Below are 19,681 nucleotides of genomic sequence, written 5' to 3'. Positions count from 1 at the left end.
TGAAATGTCACAAGGGAAGCGGCTAGAAGGCTTTTAACTTTGGATGAGACGGAACGCGACATGTTCGACACAATGACACTGACGAAAGCTGGCGGGGCCCTTTGCGGTGCGCTGCTGATCTTCCTTTTGGGCAACTGGGTAGCAGGAAGCCTGTATACCTCGGGCGGCGGGCATGGTGGCGAAGACCACGCAGCCACCGGCTATGTGCTGGCGGTTGCTGATGGCGCACATGCTGAAGAAGAAGTGGTAGAGGCCGTGCCTTTTGCTGACCTTCTGGCTGCTGCGGACCCTGCAAAAGGTGCAAAAGCCTGGAGCAAGTGTAAAGCTTGTCACAAGCTGGAAGAGGGCGCGAACGGCACTGGCCCCAGCCTGTTTGGGGTTGTTGGCCGCGCGGTTGGCGCAATTGACGGCTTTAAGTATTCGGATGCTCTGACCGGGTTGGGTGGCGACTGGACACCAGAGAACCTGAACCATTGGTTGGAAAACCCGAAAGCTTACGCGCCGGGCAACAAGATGACCTTTAAGGGCCTCAAGAAAGAGACCGACCGCGCAAACCTGATCGCCTATTTGCAGACGATCGGTGGCTAAACGCCGGGCATGCGCCGGTTAAGCGCCTGACATTTTTCCATTAAAAGGCCGTCAGCCCCGCGCTGGCGGCCTTTTTCTGTTGCGCTCACGTCAGATGCGCGGGACGGTGTGATAATACGCTGATCACCAAGTTGCGCCTTGAATGTTACCAAGGTGCAGTTTTAGCTTGGAACAGTTGAAATGCGCGCGTCATCGGAGGAGCCCCCAATGCAGCACACCCCGCAAGCCACATCCAAACCCCACGCCCAACCTCACCCTCGGTTACATCTTGCGCTTATGGGATTGATCTCGGCGGCCTGTGTTTTGATGTCGGCGCACGGGGTGCGGGCTGAAGACACGGTGACGACACACGCCTATTCCTATTTCAACACGCCCAAATACGGCCCAGATTTCACACATCTTGCCTATGTGAACCCGGATGCGCCCAAAGGGGGAGAGATTATCATCGCCTCGGAACGCGGCACATTCGACAGCTTTAACCCCTACGCGCGCAAAGGGGTGCCGGGGGCGCTCGCCTCGATGAATTTTGAGCGGTTGTTGACCGGGACAGCGGATGAAATTGGCACCTCTTACGGGCTTCTTGCCGAAAGCATCGAATACCCCGAGGATCAAAGCTGGGTTATTTTCACGTTGCATCCCAAAGCACGGTTTGCCGATGGCAGCGATGTGAAGGCAAGCGACGTGGTGTTTACCCATAATCTCTTTATGGAGCAGGGTCTGATCAGTTACCGCGAAGGGGTCAGTCGGATCATCAAAGGCGTTGAAGCTTTGGATGAGGACCGGGTGAAGTTCACCTTTACCGATGAAAGCCCGGTGCGCGAACGGATTGAGCAAGCAGGTGCCAGCATTGTCATGTCTGAGGCTTGGTACAAAGAAACCGGTGCGCGGTTGGATGAAAGCCGGTTGGAACAGGCCCTGGGCACCGGCCCTTATGTGCTTGACAGTTTTAAGGTCAACGAACGCATTATCTATAAGCTGAACCCCGACTATTGGGGCAAGGACTTGCCGATCAACAAAGGGCGCTGGAATTTTGATACCATCCGGGTGGAGTATTTTGCCGACAGCAACGCCGCCTTTGAGGGTTTTACAGGCGGGGCGTATACCTTCCGCGTGGAAAGCAGCTCAAAACAATGGGCGACGTCCTATGATTTTCCCGCCATCGACGATGGGCATGTGATCAAGACCGAGTTGGAGGATGGCAGCCAAGCATCCGGGCAGGCCTATGTGTTCAACATGCGGCATGAGAAATTCCAGGACATTCGCGTGCGCGAGGCCATTGGCCTGATGTTCAATTTCAAGTGGTCCAATGAGGCGCTGTTTTATGGGCTTTACGAGCGCGTGAACAGCTTTACCGAAAATTCCTACCTTGAGGCGACGGGCGAACCTTCGGCCGAAGAACGTGCCCTATTGGAACCTTTGGCGGATCTCTTGCCTGATGGGGCCTTGGGCGAAGCCATCATGGCGCCGACCTCTGGCAAGCGCCAGTTTGACCGTAAAAACGCGCGCAAGGCTTCGGCACTTTTGGACGATGCGGGTTGGGCTGTGGGCGACGATGGCATGCGGCGCAATGCGCAAGGCCAAACCCTTGATATCGAGTTTCTGACCTATTCCCCGACCTTTGATCGCGTGATCACACCTTACGTGGAAAACCTGCGCAAAATCGGCGTGGATGCCAAATTGAACCGGGTCGATACATCGCAGTTTGTCGATCGGCGTTATGCGTTTGATTACGACATTATCACCGACAGTCTGGCGCTTGGGTATGAACCCGGCGGCAATCTGGAACAGCGCTTTGGGTCAAAAGAAGCGGCGGTGTCGGTGTTCAACTCGCCCGGTGTGTCCGACCCAGCGGTTGACAGCTTGATCGAAACGATCCGCAACGCCCACACCAAGGAAGAGCTGGTGGTGGGCGTAAAGGCCCTGGATCGCGTGCTGCGCGCGCTGAGGTTCACCGTGCCACAATGGTACAAAGACAAATACACCGTCGCCTATTACAACCAGTTTGAACACCCTGATCCCCTGCCCCCCTATGATTTGGGCTATCTGGATTTTTGGTGGGTGAATGCGGACAAAGCCGCGGCCTTGAAATCTTCGGGTGTGCTGCGTTAATCACACACCACCCAATATTGAGCATAACAGATAAGAACGGGACCCAAAATGGGCGCTTATATCCTGCGCAGGCTACTTCTGATCATTCCGACGCTGTTCGGGATCATGGTGATCAATTTCACCCTGACCCAATTTGTGCCGGGCGGCCCCATTGAACAGATCATCGCCCAGATGGAAGGCGAAGGGAATGTGTTTGAGGCGATCACCGGTGGCGGCAGCGAGGTCAGCAGCGCAGGCGGGGACGAACGTTACCTCGGCTCGCGCGGATTGCCACCGGAATTCATTGCCGAGCTTGAAAAAGAGTTCGGATTTGACAAGCCACCCGTTGAGCGGTTTTTCGGAATGCTTTGGAATTACATGCGGTTAGACTTTGGTGAAAGCTATTTCCGGTCAATTGGCGTGTTTGAATTGGTGGCGGAAAAGCTGCCCGTGTCGATCACATTGGGGCTTTGGTCCACGGTCATCGCCTATGTGATTTCGATCCCCTTGGGCATCAAAAAAGCGGTGCGTGACGGATCACGTTTTGACACTTGGACCTCGGGCATGATCATCGTGGCCTATGCCATCCCCGGCTTTCTGTTTGCGATCCTTTTGCTGGTTTTGTTCGCGGGTGGCTCTTACTTTCAATGGTTCCCGTTGCGCGGGCTGACGTCGGACAATTGGGAAGATCTGAGCCTGATCGGAAAAGTGGTGGATTACTTCTGGCACATTGCTTTGCCGGTGATCGCCTCAACAATTGCCAGCTTTGCCACGCTCACCCTGTTGACGAAAAACAGCTTTCTGGACGAGATCAAAAAACAATATGTGGTCACCGCGCGCGCCAAAGGCTTGGCGGAAAACAAGGTGCTTTATGGCCATGTGTTTCGCAACGCGATGCTGATTGTGATCGCCGGTTTCCCGTCCCTGTTTTTGGGTGTGTTCTTCGGCAGCTCGGTCATTATTGAAACGCTGTTCTCGCTCGACGGGCTTGGCCGCCTTGGGTTCGAGGCCGCGTTGCAGCGTGACTATCCGGTGATTTTCGGCACGCTTTTTGTGTTTGGCATCATTGGCCTTGTTGTCGGCATCCTGTCCGACCTCATGTATGTCTTTGTCGATCCCCGCATCGACTTTGAAGCGCGGGAGGCTTGACCATGGCGCTTTCCCCCCTCAACCAACGCCGCTGGCGCAATTTTCGCCGCAATGGCCGCGCCTTCTGGTCGCTGATCCTGTTTTGCATCCTCTTTGGGTTGACGCTTTTCGCCGAGGTTCTTGCCAATGACAAACCGATCCTTGTGCAATATCGCGGCGAGATTTATGCGCCGATCCTGAAGTTTTATCCCGAAACCACCTTTGGCGGGGATTTCAAAACCGAAGCACCCTATGACGATATCGAAGTGCAATGCCTGATCAAATCCGGCGGGCTGCAAGACTGTTGGGATGATCCCGAAGGGGTGATTGAACAGGCCCAAACCGGCGTGGTGAATGGTGCGAATATCGAGGCGGGGTGGATAGTCTGGCCACCGGTGCGCTACAGTTACACCACCATCGTCGACACCGGCGGGGCGGTGCCGTCACCGCCCACCGCACAGAACCTGTTGGGCACCGATGACACCTCGCGCGATGTGCTGGCGCGGGTGATCTATGGCTTTCGACTTTCGGTGTTTTTCACCATTATCGTCACCATCCTAACCTCGATCATCGGCATCGCCGCCGGGGCCATTCAGGGCTATTTCGGCGGCAAGGTTGATCTGATTTTCCAACGTGTGCTGGAAATCTGGGGATCCACCCCGTCGCTTTACGTGATCATCATTCTTTTTGCCATTCTGGGGCGCAGCTTCTGGCTGTTGGTCTTTGTCACCGTGCTGTTTGGCTGGCCGGTTTTGGTGGGTGTGGTCCGGGCGGAATTCTTACGCGCCCGCAACTTTGAATACGTGCGTGCCGCCCGCGCGCTTGGGGTGTCAAACCGCGTGATCATGTACCGCCATGTGTTGCCCAACGCGATGGTCGCCACGCTGACCATGCTGCCCTTCATCATCACCGGCACCATTTCGACCCTTGCCACGCTGGATTTCCTTGGCTTTGGCCTGCCATCCTCAGCACCGTCCCTGGGTGAACTGACCCGGCAAGCAAAAGCCAACCTGCAAGCGCCGTGGCTGGCCTTTACCGCCTTCATGACCTTTTCCATCCTGCTGTCGCTGCTTGTCTTCATTTTCGAAGGTGTGCGCGACGCGTTTGACCCGCGAAAGACGTTCCAATGAGTGTTCTCAAAGTTGACAATCTACGTGTGAGTTTTCGTCAAGACGGCCAGCTGCACCCCGCCGTGCGTGGGGTAAGTTTTGAGGTGGGCAAAGGCGAAACCGTGGCGTTGGTGGGCGAAAGCGGATCCGGGAAATCCGTGACCGCCCTGTCGACCGTGGCCTTGTTGCCTGATAGCGCAACGGTCGAAGGCTCGGTCACATATGAGGGCCGCGAAATGATTGGCGCGTCAGACGCGGATCTGCGTGCGGCCCGGGGCAATGATATCAGCTTTATCTTCCAAGAGCCGATGACCTCGCTCAATCCGCTGCACACCATTGAAAAGCAACTGGCGGAATCGATTATCCTGCATCAGGGCCTCACCGGCGACGCGGTGCGCGCGCGCATTCTGGATCTGCTTGAAAAGGTCGGCATTCGGGACGCTGAAGACCGACTGTCAAGCTATCCCCACCAGCTGTCTGGCGGGCAACGCCAGCGGGTGATGATCGCGATGGCGCTTGCCAATGGGCCGGAGCTTTTGGTGGCGGATGAACCGACAACCGCGCTCGACGTGACCATTCAGGCGCAAATTCTTGATCTGTTGATGAACCTGAAAGAGGCCGAAGGGATGAGCCTTTTGTTCATCACTCATGACCTTGGCATCGTGCGCAAAATCGCCGACCGGGTCTGTGTGATGAAAGGTGGTGAAATCGTTGAAACTGGCCCCACCGCTGAGATTTTCGACAACCCACAGCATGACTATACCAAAAGCCTGCTGAACGCCGAAGCCCGAGGACGCCCTGTCCCGGTTGCGAAAAATGCACCTGAAATCGCCAACACAAATGATTTGCGCATCTGGTTCCCGGTGCAACGCGGGTTGATGCGCCGCACGGTGGGTCACATCAAGGCGGTGAATGCCGCAAGCTTTTCGGTGCGCGCAGGCGAAACTGTGGGCATCGTGGGCGAAAGTGGATCAGGCAAAACCACGCTTGCGCTTGCTGTGATGCGGTTGATCAGCTCCGTTGGGCCTGTGGTGTTTTTGGGCGAAGATATTCAGGGGCTGAAGTCGCGCCAATTGCAACCCCTGCGCCGTGACATGCAGATCGTGTTTCAGGACCCTTACGGGTCGCTTTCCCCGCGCATGACAGCCGAGGAAATCATCGCCGAGGGTCTATCGGTCCACGGGTTGGAACCCGGTCGCAATCGCACGGAAATGGTTGCAGAGATCATGGAAGAGGTCGGGCTGGACCCGGCCACGATGCACCGATATCCGCATGAGTTTTCAGGTGGTCAACGCCAACGTATTGCCATTGCCCGCGCGATGATCCTGCGGCCGAAACTGGTGGTGTTGGATGAACCGACGTCGGCGCTTGATATGACGGTTCAGGTGCAAATCGTTGATCTGTTGCGGAACCTGCAAGAAAAATATGGGCTGGCCTATTTGTTCATCAGCCATGATCTGCGGGTGGTGCGTGCCTTGGCCCATAAGGTGCTGGTGATGCGCACCGGGGACATTGTGGAAAGCGGCTCGGCCGATCAGATTTTTGACGCGCCACAGACCGACTATACCCGCGCCCTGATGGCCGCTGCGTTTGATATGAAAGCATCCGACGCTGTGTCACAATAAGGGCATGCCGCAACAAAAAAGGGCGCGTCCAAGACACGCCCTTTGAATTGCGATTTTCGCAGGATCAGGACGGCCCAATCACCTTGCAATCAGAACTGCGCGCTTGCAGGCGACGACAGGCCATGCTTGCCTGTTCCTCGGTCATGCCAACAAAGTTTGCATACCATCCGCGTGGACGGTTCACGACTTTGCGCAAGGCGTCATCCAAGGTGTCGATTTCCTTTAGCGCGGTTTTCAACAACAAGCGTTCAGCCTGATAGCGCGACGCCAAAACGCCGACGTTGATGCCCCAATGGCGACCGCCAGATGTGGACATTCGCGTGACCACCTCTTGTTTTACAGGGGTGGCAGGGCGCGGGGCGGCTGAGGCCAGTACAATCGCAGCGGGACGCGGCGGCGGCGCAATCGCTGATGCGGGGGCAATATCGCTGCCGACGAGGGTGACTTTCGCAGGCGCCGTGGTTGGCGGGGCGATCGGGGTTGTAATGGGTGCGTCCGCCACCTGAGTGTCCGCGCGCGCCACGTCAGCAACCGCTTCTGTAATCCCCTCGGTGATCGCTTTCAGCTGTGCGGTTAACACCGGTTCTGGTGCTGCCATTGCAGGTCGCATTTTCGGGCGTGGGCTTGTCTTAACCGTGGTCACCAGGCGAATGGTTTTCCCGGCGGCCCCTGGCGCGGGCACCTCGCCCACATAGGTTGGAAGTGCGGGTTTGCGCACGGCAACCCGGCTGGGTGCGCGGCGGAACCCCAGATCCATCAGCTCGGCCACTTTGGCGTTGCGCGACGCGGTTGAACGCCCGCCAAACACCGTGGTGATAATCCGTTCGCTGCCCCGTTCTGCTGACGCCACAAGGTTGAACCCAGCGGCGCGCGTATAGCCGGTTTTGATCCCATCCGCGCCGCGATAGCTGTTTAAGAACCGCGTGTTGGTGTTGTTGACCTTGCGCATTCCAGCATCCGCTGTGCGGCGCGAAAAGAGGTTGTAGTAATCCGGGTGGTCAAAGAACAAATGGCGCCCCAACGTGGTCATGTCCCGTGCCGTGGACAAGTGACCGCTTTCGGTCAGCCCGTTGGCGTTTTTGAACCGTGTGCGTGTCATGCCCAATGCTTTGGCGGTCCGGTTCATGCGGCGCGCAAATGCGGCCTCTGATCCAGAGATCGCGATCCCGATTGCCGTGGCCGCATCATTGGCGGATTTAATCGCAGCCGCCCGGATCAAGTAGCGAAACTTGATTTTCTGCCCCGTGCGCAAGCCCAGTTTGGAGGGCGGTTCCGCAGAAGCCTTGGAGGTGATTTTCACCACCGTATCCAACGTGATTTCACCGCGTTTGATGGCTTCAAACGCGATGTAAAGTGTCATCATTTTTGTCAAAGATGCCGGGTGCAATTGCGTGTCCGCATTGCGTGCGTGAAGCACTTTGCCCGAGCGCGCGTCAATAACCATGGCCGCATAGGGCGCGGCCGCGGCTTGCATCGCGGCAAGCATCGAAAAACAGCTAAATACTGCAAGGAATCGCCAAAAATTGGCCCACTGCCCAAGACGTGTCCGCACGTCGTCACCTTTTCTGCCTCAAATCGGATCTAGCGCCCGTTTGTTTTTTTACAGACTAACACGAAGCAGGCGCTCTGGAAAACATATTCTTTTCAATGGTTTTCGGCGTGGCCGCGAAAACACGCCCACAAAATGTCGTGGTCAGAGGCAAGATCCCCCACCAGATCTATGGCTTTGCTTGCCGATCGGGGCACAAACATCACCCTTAACTCTCTTGTTTTTCGCCACTTAAAGTCCCAGAAAACCGCACCGCCAAATCAAACAAAGGCTGTTCAAATTGCCACAGAAAATCCCCGCGCTGAAACCAATTGTTGTGATTTTTACCTGCAGTCTGATAAGAGCCACGCTATTCCCAATGCCACAATGGCTTTGGGCACTTTAGAAACGGCGCTTGTAACCTTATATTAGATGTCGAGCCCTAGATTGGCCAAAATGGCCACGCTTGAAAATCTGGAGTATTTCCTTGAGCGTTGATCCTTATGTATTGACCGGCCAAGATGGCGACGATGATGGTGATGCGGGCCTTGCGCTGGCAACCAAGCCGAAAACGCGCCGTCCACCAATGTATAAGGTCATGATCCTGAACGATGACTTCACGCCGATGGAGTTTGTGGTCATGATCCTCGAGCGTTTTTTCGGTATGAACCATGCTCAGGCTTTTGAACTGATGTTGACGGTCCATAAAAAAGGACTTGCCGTGGCGGGCGTATTCTCGTTTGAAGTGGCCGAAACCAAAGTCACACAAGTGATGCAGATGGCGCGCGAACACCAGCACCCCCTGCAATGCACCATGGAAAGAGAGTGACCGCGCAAGCGGCGAAAACATGTTTCAAACAAGATATCCACTGGCGCTGAAAGATGGCGCCCTGACCCTGCCAGACACCGGGTCTATTGTTGTGTTTGGTCCTGCGGCCGATGCCAATCTGTCTGATTTGCCCAAAGATCGTTGCGTGATCGTGGCCCCGGATTTTCCGGTCCATAACGCTTGGGAAAAACGCGGCTGGACGGTCAGCGCAACGCCGCCTGAGGGCGAATTCACAGCGGCCATTGTCTGTGTGCCGCGCGCAAAAGCCCTTGCACAAGCTTGGATTGCTGCGGCGAGTGCTGCGACCAATGGCGGTTTGATCATCGTTGACGGGCAAAAGACCGACGGGATCGAAAGCCTGTTAAAAGCGCTGAGCAAACGATCAACGACGCAGGGCGTGATCTCAAAAGCGCACGGCAAAATCGCGTGGATGACGGATGCGGATGTCGCCGATTGGGCGGCGACCACCAACGTGTTGCCCGATGGGTTTATCACTCGACCCGGCGTATTCTCCGCTGATGGGATCGACAAAGGCTCGGCTGCGCTGATCGCCGCTTTGCCCAAAGACATCAAAGGTCGGGTTGCCGACCTGGGCGCGGGGTGGGGCTATCTGGCGCGCCACATTCTCAGCCATGAAAACGTAGCGGAGCTGCATTTGGTCGAGGCAAATATCACCGCGCTTGACTGCGCGCGTGAGAATATCAAAGACGAGCGCGTGCAATTCATCTGGGGCGATGCGACCACACATGTCAATGTCACGCCTTATGATCTGATCATTTCAAATCCGCCGTTTCACACAGGGCGCAAGGGCGATCCCGATATCGGACGGGCGTTCATTCGCTCGGCCGCGAACAACGTGAAGGTTGCCGGACAGTTCATTATGGTGGCCAACCGGCACCTGCCCTACGAAGAGACACTTTCGCAGCATTTCAACGAAGTTGCGGAAATTGGTGGCACTTCGGCGTTTAAAGTGATCCGATGTGCAAAACCACGTCGCGCGAAACGCTAAGATCAGTCGGTCTGATCGGGACTAAGGGAGGACATCATGTCATTTTCCATCGCTGGTAAAACCGCCATCATCACAGGTGCCGCCAATGGGATCGGCCTTGCCATCGCACGCCATTTTGCCGACCACGGGGCAAATGTCATGTGCGCCGATATGGATGAGGCGCGTCTGTTGAATGAATGGGGTCCAAACCCCGAAGACGAAGAAACATCCGAGGCGCCGACGCGCATTTTTGCCGGGGATCTTCGCGAAAAGCTGACCATCAACAACCTGCTGTCCGCCACAATGGACGCGTTTGAACGGGTGGATATCCTGATCAATGCCTCGCGTCAGGTGATGCTCGCGGACCCTTTGGATGCGGATAATCTGGCGGTACAGACACTGCTTGATCAAAACCTGATGACCAGTTTGCGGCTAAGCCAGTTGGTGGCAAAACGCATGATCCAGCAAGGGTTGGATCTTGGGGAAGATGAGCAAGATACCCCGCTTGGGGCCATTGTAAATCTGTCGTCCATTGCGGCCACGCGCACGCAACCGGGGCTTTTGGCCTATTCTGTCGCGTCCGCAGCGGTGGATCAAATGACCCGATCGCTGGCGGTGGCTTTGGCCCCCAGCCGGATCCGCGTCAACGCCGTCAGCTTTGGCTCCGTGATGAGCGCAAGCCTGCGTGACACCATCCGCGACAACAAAGAAACCCGCGCGGATGTGATCGAAGGCACCCCCTTGGGCCGCATCGCCAGCGCAAATGAAATTGCCGAAGCCGCGCAATTCCTGACCTCGGACAGTTCTGGCTTTATGACCGGTCACATCCTGACCATTGACGGCGGGCGCAGCTTGCTTGATGTGGTGGGCAACCCATCACATTGATGCCTCAGCCGCAATTTTTGCGTTGCTATAACAGTGCTTTTCGCTGGTGTTTCAGCGCCACCAACTCGCGTTGTGACACTTTGTAGTCCGCGTAACTCGGCAAGCTGGATTTGATTTTTGGTGACGGCGTGCAAAGCGAGACAAATGGCACCGGGCTTGCGCAAACCTTAAGCGGATTGGCGATTTTAAGCGGCGCGTTCTGGGTGCGATACCCACGCGATTGCAGGGCTTCAAGCGCCGTAATCCGCGTGTCTACCGCTTGCAGTTTCGCCGAAATTTGGCGTCGACATCCATCAGCAGCAGAGACCGCAACGGTTTGGGGGCGCGATTGGCATGCACTGAGCACCACAGTAAATCCGATCACAGTGGCGGTTTTTCTAAACATATCAGGGCTGCTCCTGCGGTGTTCCACCCTATTCACATGTCATTTTACAAAAAAGCCGCATTGGCTTGTCAGGGGAAAAACTGCTAGCTCAACACCACCAAACCGCGCGCGAAACAGGAGAGTTTTATGACCGAACAGATGTCTAGCCAGACGCCAACCCAAATGGATGACCAAAAATCCCGTGCAAGCGCGTGGTTTCGGGAGCTTCGCGATCAGATTGTCGCCAGCTTTGAGGCCCTAGAAGACAGCCAAACCACAGGCCCCACAGCGACCCTTCCGGCGGGTCGGTTTGAGGTGACCGAAACCAAACGCACCTCTGACGATGGGTCTGATGCGGGTGGTGGTTTGATGAGCGTGATGCGCGGCGGGCGTGTGTTTGAAAAAGTGGGCGTGAACATCTCAACCGTGCATGGGTCTTTGGGCGAGGCCGCACAGGGCGCAATGGCCGCGCGCGGCGTACCCGGCATCAAGGACAACCCACAGTTTTGGGCGGCAGGCATTTCGCTTGTGGCGCATATGCAAAACCCACACGCCCCCGCCGTTCACATGAACACCCGCATGTTCTGGACACCGCAAGCGTGGTGGTTTGGCGGCGGGGCAGACCTGAACCCTTGCATTGAATATGACGAAGACACTGCGCATTTTCATGCGGAAATGGGGCGCGCCTGTGACAGCCATGACCCGGCTTACTATGACAAATTCAAAGCCTGGGCGGACGAGTATTTCTTTGTCCCGCACCGGGGTCGCGCGCGGGGCGTGGGCGGGATCTTTTACGACGATCACAACACCGGTGATTGGGAGGCGGACTTTGCCTTTACCCAAGACGTTGGCCGCGCCTTTTTGCCCGCCTTTGTCCCGCTGACCGAAAAACGCCGCGACACCGTCTGGGACGAGGGCGACAAGGACAAGCAATTGGTGCACCGCGGGCTCTATGCTGAATATAATCTGGTCTATGATCGCGGCACCAAGTTTGGCCTGACAACCGGGCATGACGCCAACGCCGTGCTGATGAGCCTGCCACCAATGGCCAAATGGGTCTGAGCTGTGACTGTTGGGGACTTCATCCAGGTCAATGACCGGATGCAGACCGGGTATTCATACCAGCTTGAGGCCCCGATGGGCGAAGAGTTCGATCCCGGTTTCACCCCCTTTCACACGCCGCCTGAAATGCTGGCGATGGGGGTGTTTGAAGGCAAATACCTGAACGATTGCCGGGATGAATTTCCCGCCGATTGGTATGAGGGTGCGAAACTGTCAGACGCCCCCAATCCGGCGCTGAATTACTTCGCCATCAAAAGCCGCCAACCCCTGTCGGTCTGGCGCGAAAAGGGTTGGATCTATGGTCCTGACCCACGGGGATGGTTTCAGTGGTATTGTCGCTATTTCATGGGACGCCGGTTGCCGCAAACCGATACCACACAGATCAAACGCTGGCGGGGTTTTGCGCGGCATGCGGGCCAAATCCGCGCCAATTGCGATGTGGGGGATATCTTCTGCCGTCCGCGCCAACGCCAAGCCTTGTTGCAATGGGCCTATGATCCTTTGATCTGAACCACATCTGCGTTGATCTTGCTTGCCTCGCCCCCCGTTTCCGGGCAGGATTTTGACCAACCAACGAAAGGCCGCATTCGTGACCGCATTTAAACTCAACGACTTTTTGCCCTATCAAATCGCCGTTCTGTCCAGCCGCATCAGCGCAGAGTTTTCAAAACACTACCGCGACGCATATGGCATCACCGTGTCCGAATGGCGTGTGGTGGCGCATCTAAGCCAAGCCAACAGCGTCAGCGTGCGCGAAATCCACAAACGCGTGGACATGGACAAGCCAAAGGTCAGCCGCGCCGCCTCGCGGCTTGAGGGGGCCGGATTTATCACCAAAACCGTCAATCCACATGACCGGCGTTTGGTGGAACTTGAGCTGACTGAAAAAGGCCGCGAGATGATTGACGCCCTCGCCCCCATTGCCCGCAGTTATCAAGAAGAGCTTGAGACCTTGATGCAAAACCCGAAAGACTTCCGCCAGCAAATCGACCTTTTGATCGACGCCTTGGGCAATGGGCGCACTTCGGACGATTGATGCCATATTGACGCTGCGGCGCAAATGTCTGACGAAACGTCACAAGCGACAAACCGGTCCCCGCGTGGCAAGATTTCGGCAACGAAATAAGGGGGATTTCCCATGAGTGATATCGTCATTCTCGGCGGCGCACGTACCGCAATTGGCACATTTGGGGGCAGCCTTGCCGCCATTCCACCCAGCACATTGGGCGCGCATGTGACCCGCGAAGCCATGGCGCGCGCGGGCGTTGAGCCGGGCCAAATCGGCCAAGTGGTCTTTGGCCATGTGATCAACACAGAACCGCGCGATATGTATCTGTCACGTATCGCGGCGATGGACGCAGGCATCCCTGACACAACGCCCGCGATGAATGTGAACCGACTGTGTGGATCTGGCGCACAAGCCGTTGTCTCGGCCACCCAAGCTTTGATGCTGGGGGACGCGGATTTCGCCGTTGCGGGCGGGGCCGAAAGCATGAGCCGCGCCCCTTACATTTTGCCCGCAGCCCGCTGGGGGCAAAAGATGGGCGACGTGGGGGCGCAAGACATGATGCTTGGTGCGCTCAATTGCCCATTTGGCACCGGTCACATGGGCATTACCGCCGAAAACGTGGCGGCCGAACATGATGTCAACCGCGCCGATCAGGACGCTTTTGCGCTCGAAAGCCAAAAGCGCGCAGCAGCCGCCATTGAAGCCGGTCTTTTCGACGATGAGATTGTGCCGATCGAGGTCAAACAGCGTCGCGAGATGGTTGAGTTTAAGCGTGACGAGCATCCAAAGCCCACCACAGCCGAAGCACTGGCCGGGCTGCGCACCGCCTTTCAAAAAGACGGCACCGTCACGGCGGGCAACGCCTCTGGCATCAACGATGGTGCGGCGGCGATGGTGCTTGCACGCGCTGAAGCTGCCGAAGCTGCGGGCCTGAAGCCACGCGCGCGCATTTTGGGCTATGCAACCGCCGGTGTGCGCCCCGAGGTGATGGGGATTGGCCCGGTGCCAGCGGTGGAAGCCCTGCTTGCAAGAACCGGACTGTCCGTGGGCGAGTTTGATGTGATTGAATCAAATGAAGCTTTCGCCGCCCAAGCCATTGCCGTGAACAAAGCCCTTGGGTTGGATCCTGCCAAGGTTAACCCAAATGGCGGCGCAATTGCTTTGGGCCATCCGGTTGGGGCGACGGGGGCGATCCTCACCCTCAAAGCCCTGCATGAGCTTGAACGGACCGGTGGGTCCAAGGCGTTGATCACCATGTGTATTGGCGGCGGGCAAGGTATTGCGATCGCGATTGAGCGCTGCTGACACCGGGAACATCACACTGAAAAACAAGAACAGGGCGTGGAATTCCGCGCCCTTCTCACCACTAAAACTAGAAAACTAGTTTTCTAGTTTTCTAGTTTTGTTTCCAGTCAAAGAAGTCATCATCCACACGGGCCAGAAGCTCTTGGGCCAATTTGCGACCAAGCGCGGGGCCGTCGGCGATGGGGCCGGAAATCTCAGCACTTTCGCTTTCTGATCCATCCGTGCGCAGAATCTCACCCTTCAGCGTCAATACGTCGCCTTCAAGCGTGGCAAGTCCGGCAATCGGTGTTTCACATGACCCGTCCAGCGCGCCCAAGAACGCACGTTCCGCGGCCAGGCGCTGACCCGTTGTGATGTCATGGATCGCATCCAGCATCTCTTTGGCGCGGGCGTCATCGGCGCGACGTTCAATCCCAATCGCCCCTTGGGCCACGGCGTTCAGCATGTCTTCGGTTGGGATCGCCGTTTTCGGCGCATCATCCATGCCCAGACGCGCAAGACCGGCCATCGCAAGGAAGGTGGCTTCGGCCACGCCGTCGCCAAGTTTCTTAAGGCGCGTTTGCACGTTGCCGCGAAATTCCACCACGTTCAGATCGGGACGGCGGTTCAAAAGCTGCGCTTTGCGGCGCAAAGAGGACGTGCCGACAACAGCCCCTTCGGGCAATTCCGCAATGGATTTATATTTCAACGACACAAAGGCATCGCGGGTATCTTCGCGGGGAAGATAGGTTTCCAATACCAGCCCCTCGGGCTGCTCTACCGGCATATCTTTCATCGAATGCACCGCAATATCGATGCGACCGTCGATCATCGCCTCTTCGATCTCTTTGGTGAAAAGACCCTTGTTGCCGATCTCTTTCAACGGGCGGTCCGCGTCGATCATGGATCGGTTGTCGCCGGTGGTATGAATCACCACAATCTCAAACGCTGCCTCGGGCAGGTCAAAGGCCGCCATCAGGCGCGCACGGGTTTCATGGGCCTGAGCCAGCGCGAGCGGGCTGCCGCGGGTGCCAATATTCAGGGGCGCATCGGGGGTCGGTAACATCTTGGTCATGGGCATCCTTTACGCGTGAGAAAACCGCCTGTCCATAACATAGGTTAAGTAACTGCGGCGGAGTGTATGCTTGACAACACCCACGGAAAACGCGACTGCCATGAGTGCAGACAGGAAAGGCATGAAAGATGAGTGAGCAAATGAAGACGCAAAAGACAATCCTGCGGGCCCTTGCGGGCGAGACCCTGCCCACCCCTCCGATCTGGATGATGCGTCAGGCCGGGCGTTATTTGCCCGAGTATCGTGCAACGCGGGCCGAGGCCGGTGATTTCCTGAAGCTTTGCTATAATCCTGAATTGGCTGCCGAAGTGACCCATCAGCCGATCCGCCGCTATGGGTTTGATGCGGCGATCCTGTTTGCCGATATTCTGTTGGTGCCCCAAGCGCTTGGCGCGGATTTGTGGTTTGTCACCGGTGAAGGGCCACGTCTGTCGACCATCCAGTCGCAGGCCGATTTTGATGTGCTGAAGGGCAAAGATGACATTCACGAGGTGCTGAACCCGGTTTATGAAACCGTGCGCATCCTCAGCGAGACCTTGCCAAAAGAGACCGCTTTGATCGGCTTTGCCGGGATGCCGTGGACCGTGGCGACCTATATGATTGCCGGTCAGGGCACCAAAGACCAAGGCCCGGCGCACGCGTTGAAGGCTGAGAACACGCCGCTGTTTGATGCGGTGATGGACCGTTTGACCGCCGCCACCATTGAATATCTGTCGATGCAGATTGAGGCGGGTGCTGAGGTTGTGAAGCTGTTTGACAGCTGGGCTGGGTCGCTGAAGGGCGAAGATTTCCAGAAATATGCGCTGGAACCTGCGCGTGTGATCACCACCGAATTGAAAAAGCGTCATCCGGGCATTCCCGTGATTGGCTTCCCGCGCGAAGCGGGTGATGGTTATATTGGTTTTGCCAAGGCAACCGGCGTCGATTGTGTTGCCATCGACAATTCGGTGTCGCCAGAATGGGCCGCCGCCAATGTGCAAGTGGATGGCTGTGTGCAGGGCAACCTTGCCTCGCGCCATATGGTCACTGGCGGTCAGGAACTGGTGGATGAGACCCGTAAGGTGGTTGAAGCGTTCAAAAACGGCCCGCATATTTTCAACCTTGGTCACGGGATCACCCCTGATGCAGACCCTGAGAATGTGCAGCTGATGATCGACACCGTTCGCAACGGATAGGGGCTTTGCCCCTCGGCTTTCGCCTCACCCCAGGATATTTGTGACAAGAAAAAGGGGCGCGGATTTCGATCTGCGCCCTAAGTCTTTTTGCAGGGCTTGTTTTGGGTGTAAATCCCGTGTCTTGTGGCGCAGTTGTCAAAAAGGAGCGCAGTATGCGGATCGGGATTTTCTCGCTTATCATTGCCTATGTCTTGAGCCAGTTTTATCGTGCGTTTCTTGCGGTGATGACCCCGGCGCTAAAGGCGGATTTGGGGGCGAGTCCTGAGGATCTGGCGCGCGCATCTGGGGCATGGTTCATTGTCTTTGCGTTGATGCAGCTGCCGGTTGGTTGGGCGCTTGATAACATCGGGCCAAAGCGGTTGGCGGCGGCCCTTCTGGCCATTGGCGGTGGCGGTGGGGCGCTTGTGTTCGCCAATGCCACCAGCCCCGATCACATTCTTTACGCCATGATGCTGATTGGCATGGGGTGTTCCCCTGTTTTGATGGCGTCCTATTACATTTTTGCCCGCATGTATTCCCCCGCTATCTTTGGCACTTTGGCCGGAATGGTCATCGGGTTTGGCGCGCTTGGCAACATCGCTGGGGCCTTGCCCTTGGCGCTTGCGGTGGAAAGCTTTGGCTGGCGGGCCTGTCTGTGGGCCTTGGTGGCGGTCACGTTATTGGTGGCCTTGGCGATACTCTTCACCGTGCAAGATCCGCCCAAGGTTGCGCTGGAAGACGGACAGAGGAAAGGATCTGTGCTGGATCTTTTGAAGATGCCCGCGCTGTGGATGATCTTCCCGCTGATGTTTGCGCAATACGCCCCCGCCGCTGGGTTGCGCGGCAGCTGGGCGGGACCGTTTATGCGGGATGTCTACGGGTTGGATGCCACCGGCATTGGCTGGGTCACGATGGGCATTGCCCTTGCGATGGTCTTGGGCAGCTTTGCCTATGGGCCGCTCGACCGGATTTTTAAGACCCGCAAATGGGTAATCTTGCCCGGTAATGTCATCGCGGTGGGATTTGTCTTTGCCCTTTGGGCGATGCCCACCTCTGGCGTGTGGTCCGTGGCGTTGATGATGGCGGCAATCGGATTGTTTGGCGCATCTTTCCCGCTGATCATGGCGCATGGACGCAGCTTTTACCCGCCGCATTTGGTCGGGCGCGGCGTGACCTTGATGAATATGTTTGGGATCGGAGGGGTAGGTTTTTTCCAGTTCACCTCAGCCAATATCTTTAATTCGGCCAAGGCGTCTGCGGGTGCTGAGGGGGCCATAACAGCCCCCTACCAAGCGGTGTTTTTATATTTCGCGGTGCCGTGTTTGATCGGCTGCGTGATCTATCTGTTCAGCCAAGACCGCACCGATTAAGGCGCCGCTTATGCCGATTTAGAGCGTGGCCCGCCGCGACGCTTGCCGCCGGGGCGACCGCCGGCATTGCCACCCGGACGACCGCCTGGTTTGCCACCGGGGCGTCCGGCCGGCTTGCCGCCGCCATGTCCGCGCCCTTCAGATTGGCCACCACCGCCATGTCCACCGGGACGACCACGGCCACCGCCGCCGCCACGACGACCACCGCCACCACCACGGGTGGGGCGTTTTTCCTCGGCCGGGCGTGTGCCACCCAGTACCGGAATTTCCATCTTCATGATTTTCTCAATATCACGCAGAAGGCTCAGATCCATGCCAGAGACAAAGCTGATCGCGTCCCCATCAGCGCCCGCGCGCGCGGTCCGGCCAATGCGGTGCACATAGTTGTCGGCCACTTCTGGCAGATCAAAGTTAAAGACGTGGCTGACACCGGGAATGTCGATCCCACGGGCGGCGACATCAGTTGCCACCAGAATGCGGGCTTCGCCGGCACGAAAGGCCGCAAGCGCACGATCACGTTGGCCTTGTGATTTATTGCCGTGGATGGAAACGGCTTTGAACCCGTCGGCCACCAGATGCTTCATCAGTTTTTCTGCACCATGTTTGGTGCGCGAGAAAACCAGCGACAACCCATCGGGTTCATCACGCAAATGCTTGATCAGCAGGCGCGCTTTTTCTTCTTTGTCTTGGGCGTAGTAAATGCACTGTGTGACCTTATCGGCGGCTTTGCCGGGGGGCGACACTTGCACTTTGGCCGGGTTGGTCAGATAGGCGCGCGACAGCTCTTCCATCTGTTTGGGCATGGTGGCCGAAAACAGCATGGTTTGGCGCGGTGTGCCCAATTCGGGGGCAATCCGGCGCAGCGCATGGATAAAGCCCATGTCGAGCATTTGGTCCGCTTCGTCCAGCACAAGGAAGGTCGCCGTGTCCAGACGGATCGCGCGGCGGTCCATCAGGTCGATCAAACGACCGGGCGTGGCGACCAGGATATCGGTGCCCCGGTTCAGGTTCTCAATCTGACGGTTGATGGAAACGCCGCCCACAACAGTCATCACCTTAAGATGTGTGCCTTGCACATATTCGCGCAGGTTCACGGCGATCTGGTTCACCAACTCGCGGGTGGGGGCAAGGATCAACGCTTTGATCGACTTGGCCTGACGTTTGTCATGGTTGCCCAACAACTGATGGATCAGCGGAAGGCCGAAGGCCGCGGTTTTGCCGGTGCCGGTTTGCGCCAGCCCCATCACATCACGTCCGTCAAGAACCAGCGGGATCGCTTTTTCCTGGATCGGGGTTGGGGTGTCATAGCCAGCATCGGCCACGGATTGTACCAGCTTCGGGTCAAGCCCAAGCTCTGCAAATTTGTTCATAATCGTCTTTCTGGCACGCCACATGCATGCCGATTTCACGCGGGAAATCGAGGTGCCATTGCACCCCGTCGCAGTCGGTTGCGACCAAGCCTCGCGCACCGGGCCGAATGCCCATGCGCCGATCTGGCCGTCAGCACCCCGCGTGATTTGGGAACTTGTTGTGGCGTATCGGGTGAACCTTTGGCCACCCCAACGCCGTTTGCTGTCTTGCCACGTTTTGGGGCG

General features: G+C 57.1%; 19 protein-coding genes. 15 read left to right on the top strand and 4 right to left on the bottom strand.

Annotation, left to right across the window (positions count from 1 at the left end; translation table 11 throughout):
* Nucleotides 1–60: 60 nt before the first annotated feature.
* From KKW20_RS03950 to KKW20_RS03930, 5 genes are all read left to right on the top strand, one after another.
* Entirely contained in the window at nucleotides 61–588 is a 528-nt protein-coding gene (locus tag KKW20_RS03950) for a c-type cytochrome (protein ID WP_214566262.1), read from the top strand.
* A gap of 207 nt (nucleotides 589–795) precedes the next feature.
* Nucleotides 796–2,697, top strand: coding sequence for an extracellular solute-binding protein (locus KKW20_RS03945; protein ID WP_214566260.1), 1,902 nt, complete (start codon nucleotides 796–798; stop codon nucleotides 2,695–2,697).
* A gap of 48 nt (nucleotides 2,698–2,745) precedes the next feature.
* Entirely contained in the window at nucleotides 2,746–3,825 is a 1,080-nt protein-coding gene (locus KKW20_RS03940; RefSeq protein WP_214566258.1) for a microcin C ABC transporter permease YejB, read from the top strand.
* A gap of 2 nt (nucleotides 3,826–3,827) precedes the next feature.
* Nucleotides 3,828–4,934: an ABC transporter permease gene (locus KKW20_RS03935; RefSeq protein ID WP_214566256.1), complete on the top strand. Its 1,107-nt coding sequence runs from the start codon at nucleotides 3,828–3,830 to the stop codon at nucleotides 4,932–4,934.
* Nucleotides 4,931–6,538, top strand: a complete 1,608-nt coding sequence (locus KKW20_RS03930; RefSeq protein ID WP_214566254.1) for an ABC transporter ATP-binding protein — start codon at nucleotides 4,931–4,933, stop codon at nucleotides 6,536–6,538. The genes KKW20_RS03935 and KKW20_RS03930 overlap by 4 nt, the downstream gene beginning before the upstream one ends.
* Nucleotides 6,539–6,602: 64 nt before the next feature.
* On the opposite strand, the gene KKW20_RS03925 is transcribed toward KKW20_RS03930, so the two are convergent.
* Nucleotides 6,603–8,024: a D-alanyl-D-alanine carboxypeptidase family protein gene (locus KKW20_RS03925; RefSeq protein ID WP_246534437.1), complete on the bottom strand. Its 1,422-nt coding sequence runs from the start codon at nucleotides 8,022–8,024 to the stop codon at nucleotides 6,603–6,605.
* A 234-nt stretch (nucleotides 8,025–8,258) separates the two neighbouring features.
* On the opposite strand from KKW20_RS03925, the gene KKW20_RS03920 reads away from it, so the two are divergent.
* The 4 genes from KKW20_RS03920 (at nucleotide 8,259) to KKW20_RS03905 (ending at nucleotide 10,768) form a co-directional block, all read left to right on the top strand.
* Nucleotides 8,259–8,498 carry a hypothetical protein gene (locus KKW20_RS03920; RefSeq protein ID WP_214566252.1) on the top strand — a complete coding sequence of 80 codons (240 nt, stop codon included), beginning with the start codon at nucleotides 8,259–8,261 and terminating at the stop codon, nucleotides 8,496–8,498.
* Between the two features lie 76 nt (nucleotides 8,499–8,574).
* On the top strand, nucleotides 8,575–8,895 hold the full coding sequence (gene clpS / locus KKW20_RS03915; RefSeq protein ID WP_425514256.1) for an ATP-dependent Clp protease adapter ClpS: 321 nt from the start codon (nucleotides 8,575–8,577) through the stop codon (nucleotides 8,893–8,895).
* 19 nt (nucleotides 8,896–8,914) lie between these two features.
* Nucleotides 8,915–9,904: a class I SAM-dependent methyltransferase gene (locus KKW20_RS03910; protein ID WP_214566249.1), complete on the top strand. Its 990-nt coding sequence runs from the start codon at nucleotides 8,915–8,917 to the stop codon at nucleotides 9,902–9,904.
* 36 nt (nucleotides 9,905–9,940) lie between these two features.
* Nucleotides 9,941–10,768 carry an SDR family NAD(P)-dependent oxidoreductase gene (locus KKW20_RS03905; RefSeq protein ID WP_214566247.1) on the top strand — a complete coding sequence of 276 codons (828 nt, stop codon included), beginning with the start codon at nucleotides 9,941–9,943 and terminating at the stop codon, nucleotides 10,766–10,768.
* Nucleotides 10,769–10,793: 25 nt separating this feature from the next.
* Here the strand turns inward: KKW20_RS03905 and KKW20_RS03900 are convergent, their stop codons facing one another.
* Nucleotides 10,794–11,153 carry a hypothetical protein gene (locus KKW20_RS03900; RefSeq protein ID WP_214566245.1) on the bottom strand — a complete coding sequence of 120 codons (360 nt, stop codon included), beginning with the start codon at nucleotides 11,151–11,153 and terminating at the stop codon, nucleotides 10,794–10,796.
* A gap of 126 nt (nucleotides 11,154–11,279) precedes the next feature.
* On the opposite strand from KKW20_RS03900, the gene hemF reads away from it, so the two are divergent.
* From hemF to KKW20_RS03880, 4 genes are all read left to right on the top strand, one after another.
* A complete protein-coding gene (gene hemF, locus KKW20_RS03895) occupies nucleotides 11,280–12,194 on the top strand; it encodes an oxygen-dependent coproporphyrinogen oxidase (RefSeq protein WP_246534436.1) in 915 nt (304 codons plus the stop codon).
* A 3-nt stretch (nucleotides 12,195–12,197) separates the two neighbouring features.
* Nucleotides 12,198–12,704 carry a hypothetical protein gene (locus KKW20_RS03890; RefSeq protein WP_343207550.1) on the top strand — a complete coding sequence of 169 codons (507 nt, stop codon included), beginning with the start codon at nucleotides 12,198–12,200 and terminating at the stop codon, nucleotides 12,702–12,704.
* Nucleotides 12,705–12,783: 79 nt separating this feature from the next.
* Nucleotides 12,784–13,230 (top strand): MarR family winged helix-turn-helix transcriptional regulator, encoded by a 447-nt coding sequence (locus tag KKW20_RS03885; RefSeq protein WP_214566243.1) that lies wholly within the window; start codon nucleotides 12,784–12,786, stop codon nucleotides 13,228–13,230.
* 102 nt (nucleotides 13,231–13,332) lie between these two features.
* Nucleotides 13,333–14,508, top strand: coding sequence for an acetyl-CoA C-acyltransferase family protein (locus KKW20_RS03880; RefSeq protein WP_214566241.1), 1,176 nt, complete (start codon nucleotides 13,333–13,335; stop codon nucleotides 14,506–14,508).
* A 91-nt stretch (nucleotides 14,509–14,599) separates the two neighbouring features.
* On the opposite strand, the gene hemC is transcribed toward KKW20_RS03880, so the two are convergent.
* Nucleotides 14,600–15,562 (bottom strand): hydroxymethylbilane synthase, encoded by a 963-nt coding sequence (hemC, locus tag KKW20_RS03875; RefSeq protein ID WP_214566239.1) that lies wholly within the window; start codon nucleotides 15,560–15,562, stop codon nucleotides 14,600–14,602.
* Nucleotides 15,563–15,702: 140 nt separating this feature from the next.
* Between hemC and hemE the strand changes: the two genes are divergently transcribed.
* Complete coding sequence (hemE, locus tag KKW20_RS03870) at nucleotides 15,703–16,737, top strand: uroporphyrinogen decarboxylase (protein ID WP_214566915.1); 1,035 nt, start codon at nucleotides 15,703–15,705, stop codon at nucleotides 16,735–16,737.
* A gap of 152 nt (nucleotides 16,738–16,889) precedes the next feature.
* A complete protein-coding gene (locus tag KKW20_RS03865; RefSeq protein ID WP_214566237.1) occupies nucleotides 16,890–18,086 on the top strand; it encodes an MFS transporter in 1,197 nt (398 codons plus the stop codon).
* Nucleotides 18,087–18,094: 8 nt separating this feature from the next.
* On the opposite strand, the gene KKW20_RS03860 is transcribed toward KKW20_RS03865, so the two are convergent.
* Entirely contained in the window at nucleotides 18,095–19,456 is a 1,362-nt protein-coding gene (locus tag KKW20_RS03860) for a DEAD/DEAH box helicase (RefSeq protein ID WP_214566234.1), read from the bottom strand.
* Nucleotides 19,457–19,681: the final 225 nt, after the last annotated feature.

This window comes from Aliiroseovarius lamellibrachiae, from assembly GCF_018599245.1.
Lineage (GTDB): Bacteria > Pseudomonadota > Alphaproteobacteria > Rhodobacterales > Rhodobacteraceae > Aliiroseovarius > Aliiroseovarius lamellibrachiae.
This window is presented reverse-complemented; position numbering and strand designations above follow the sequence as displayed.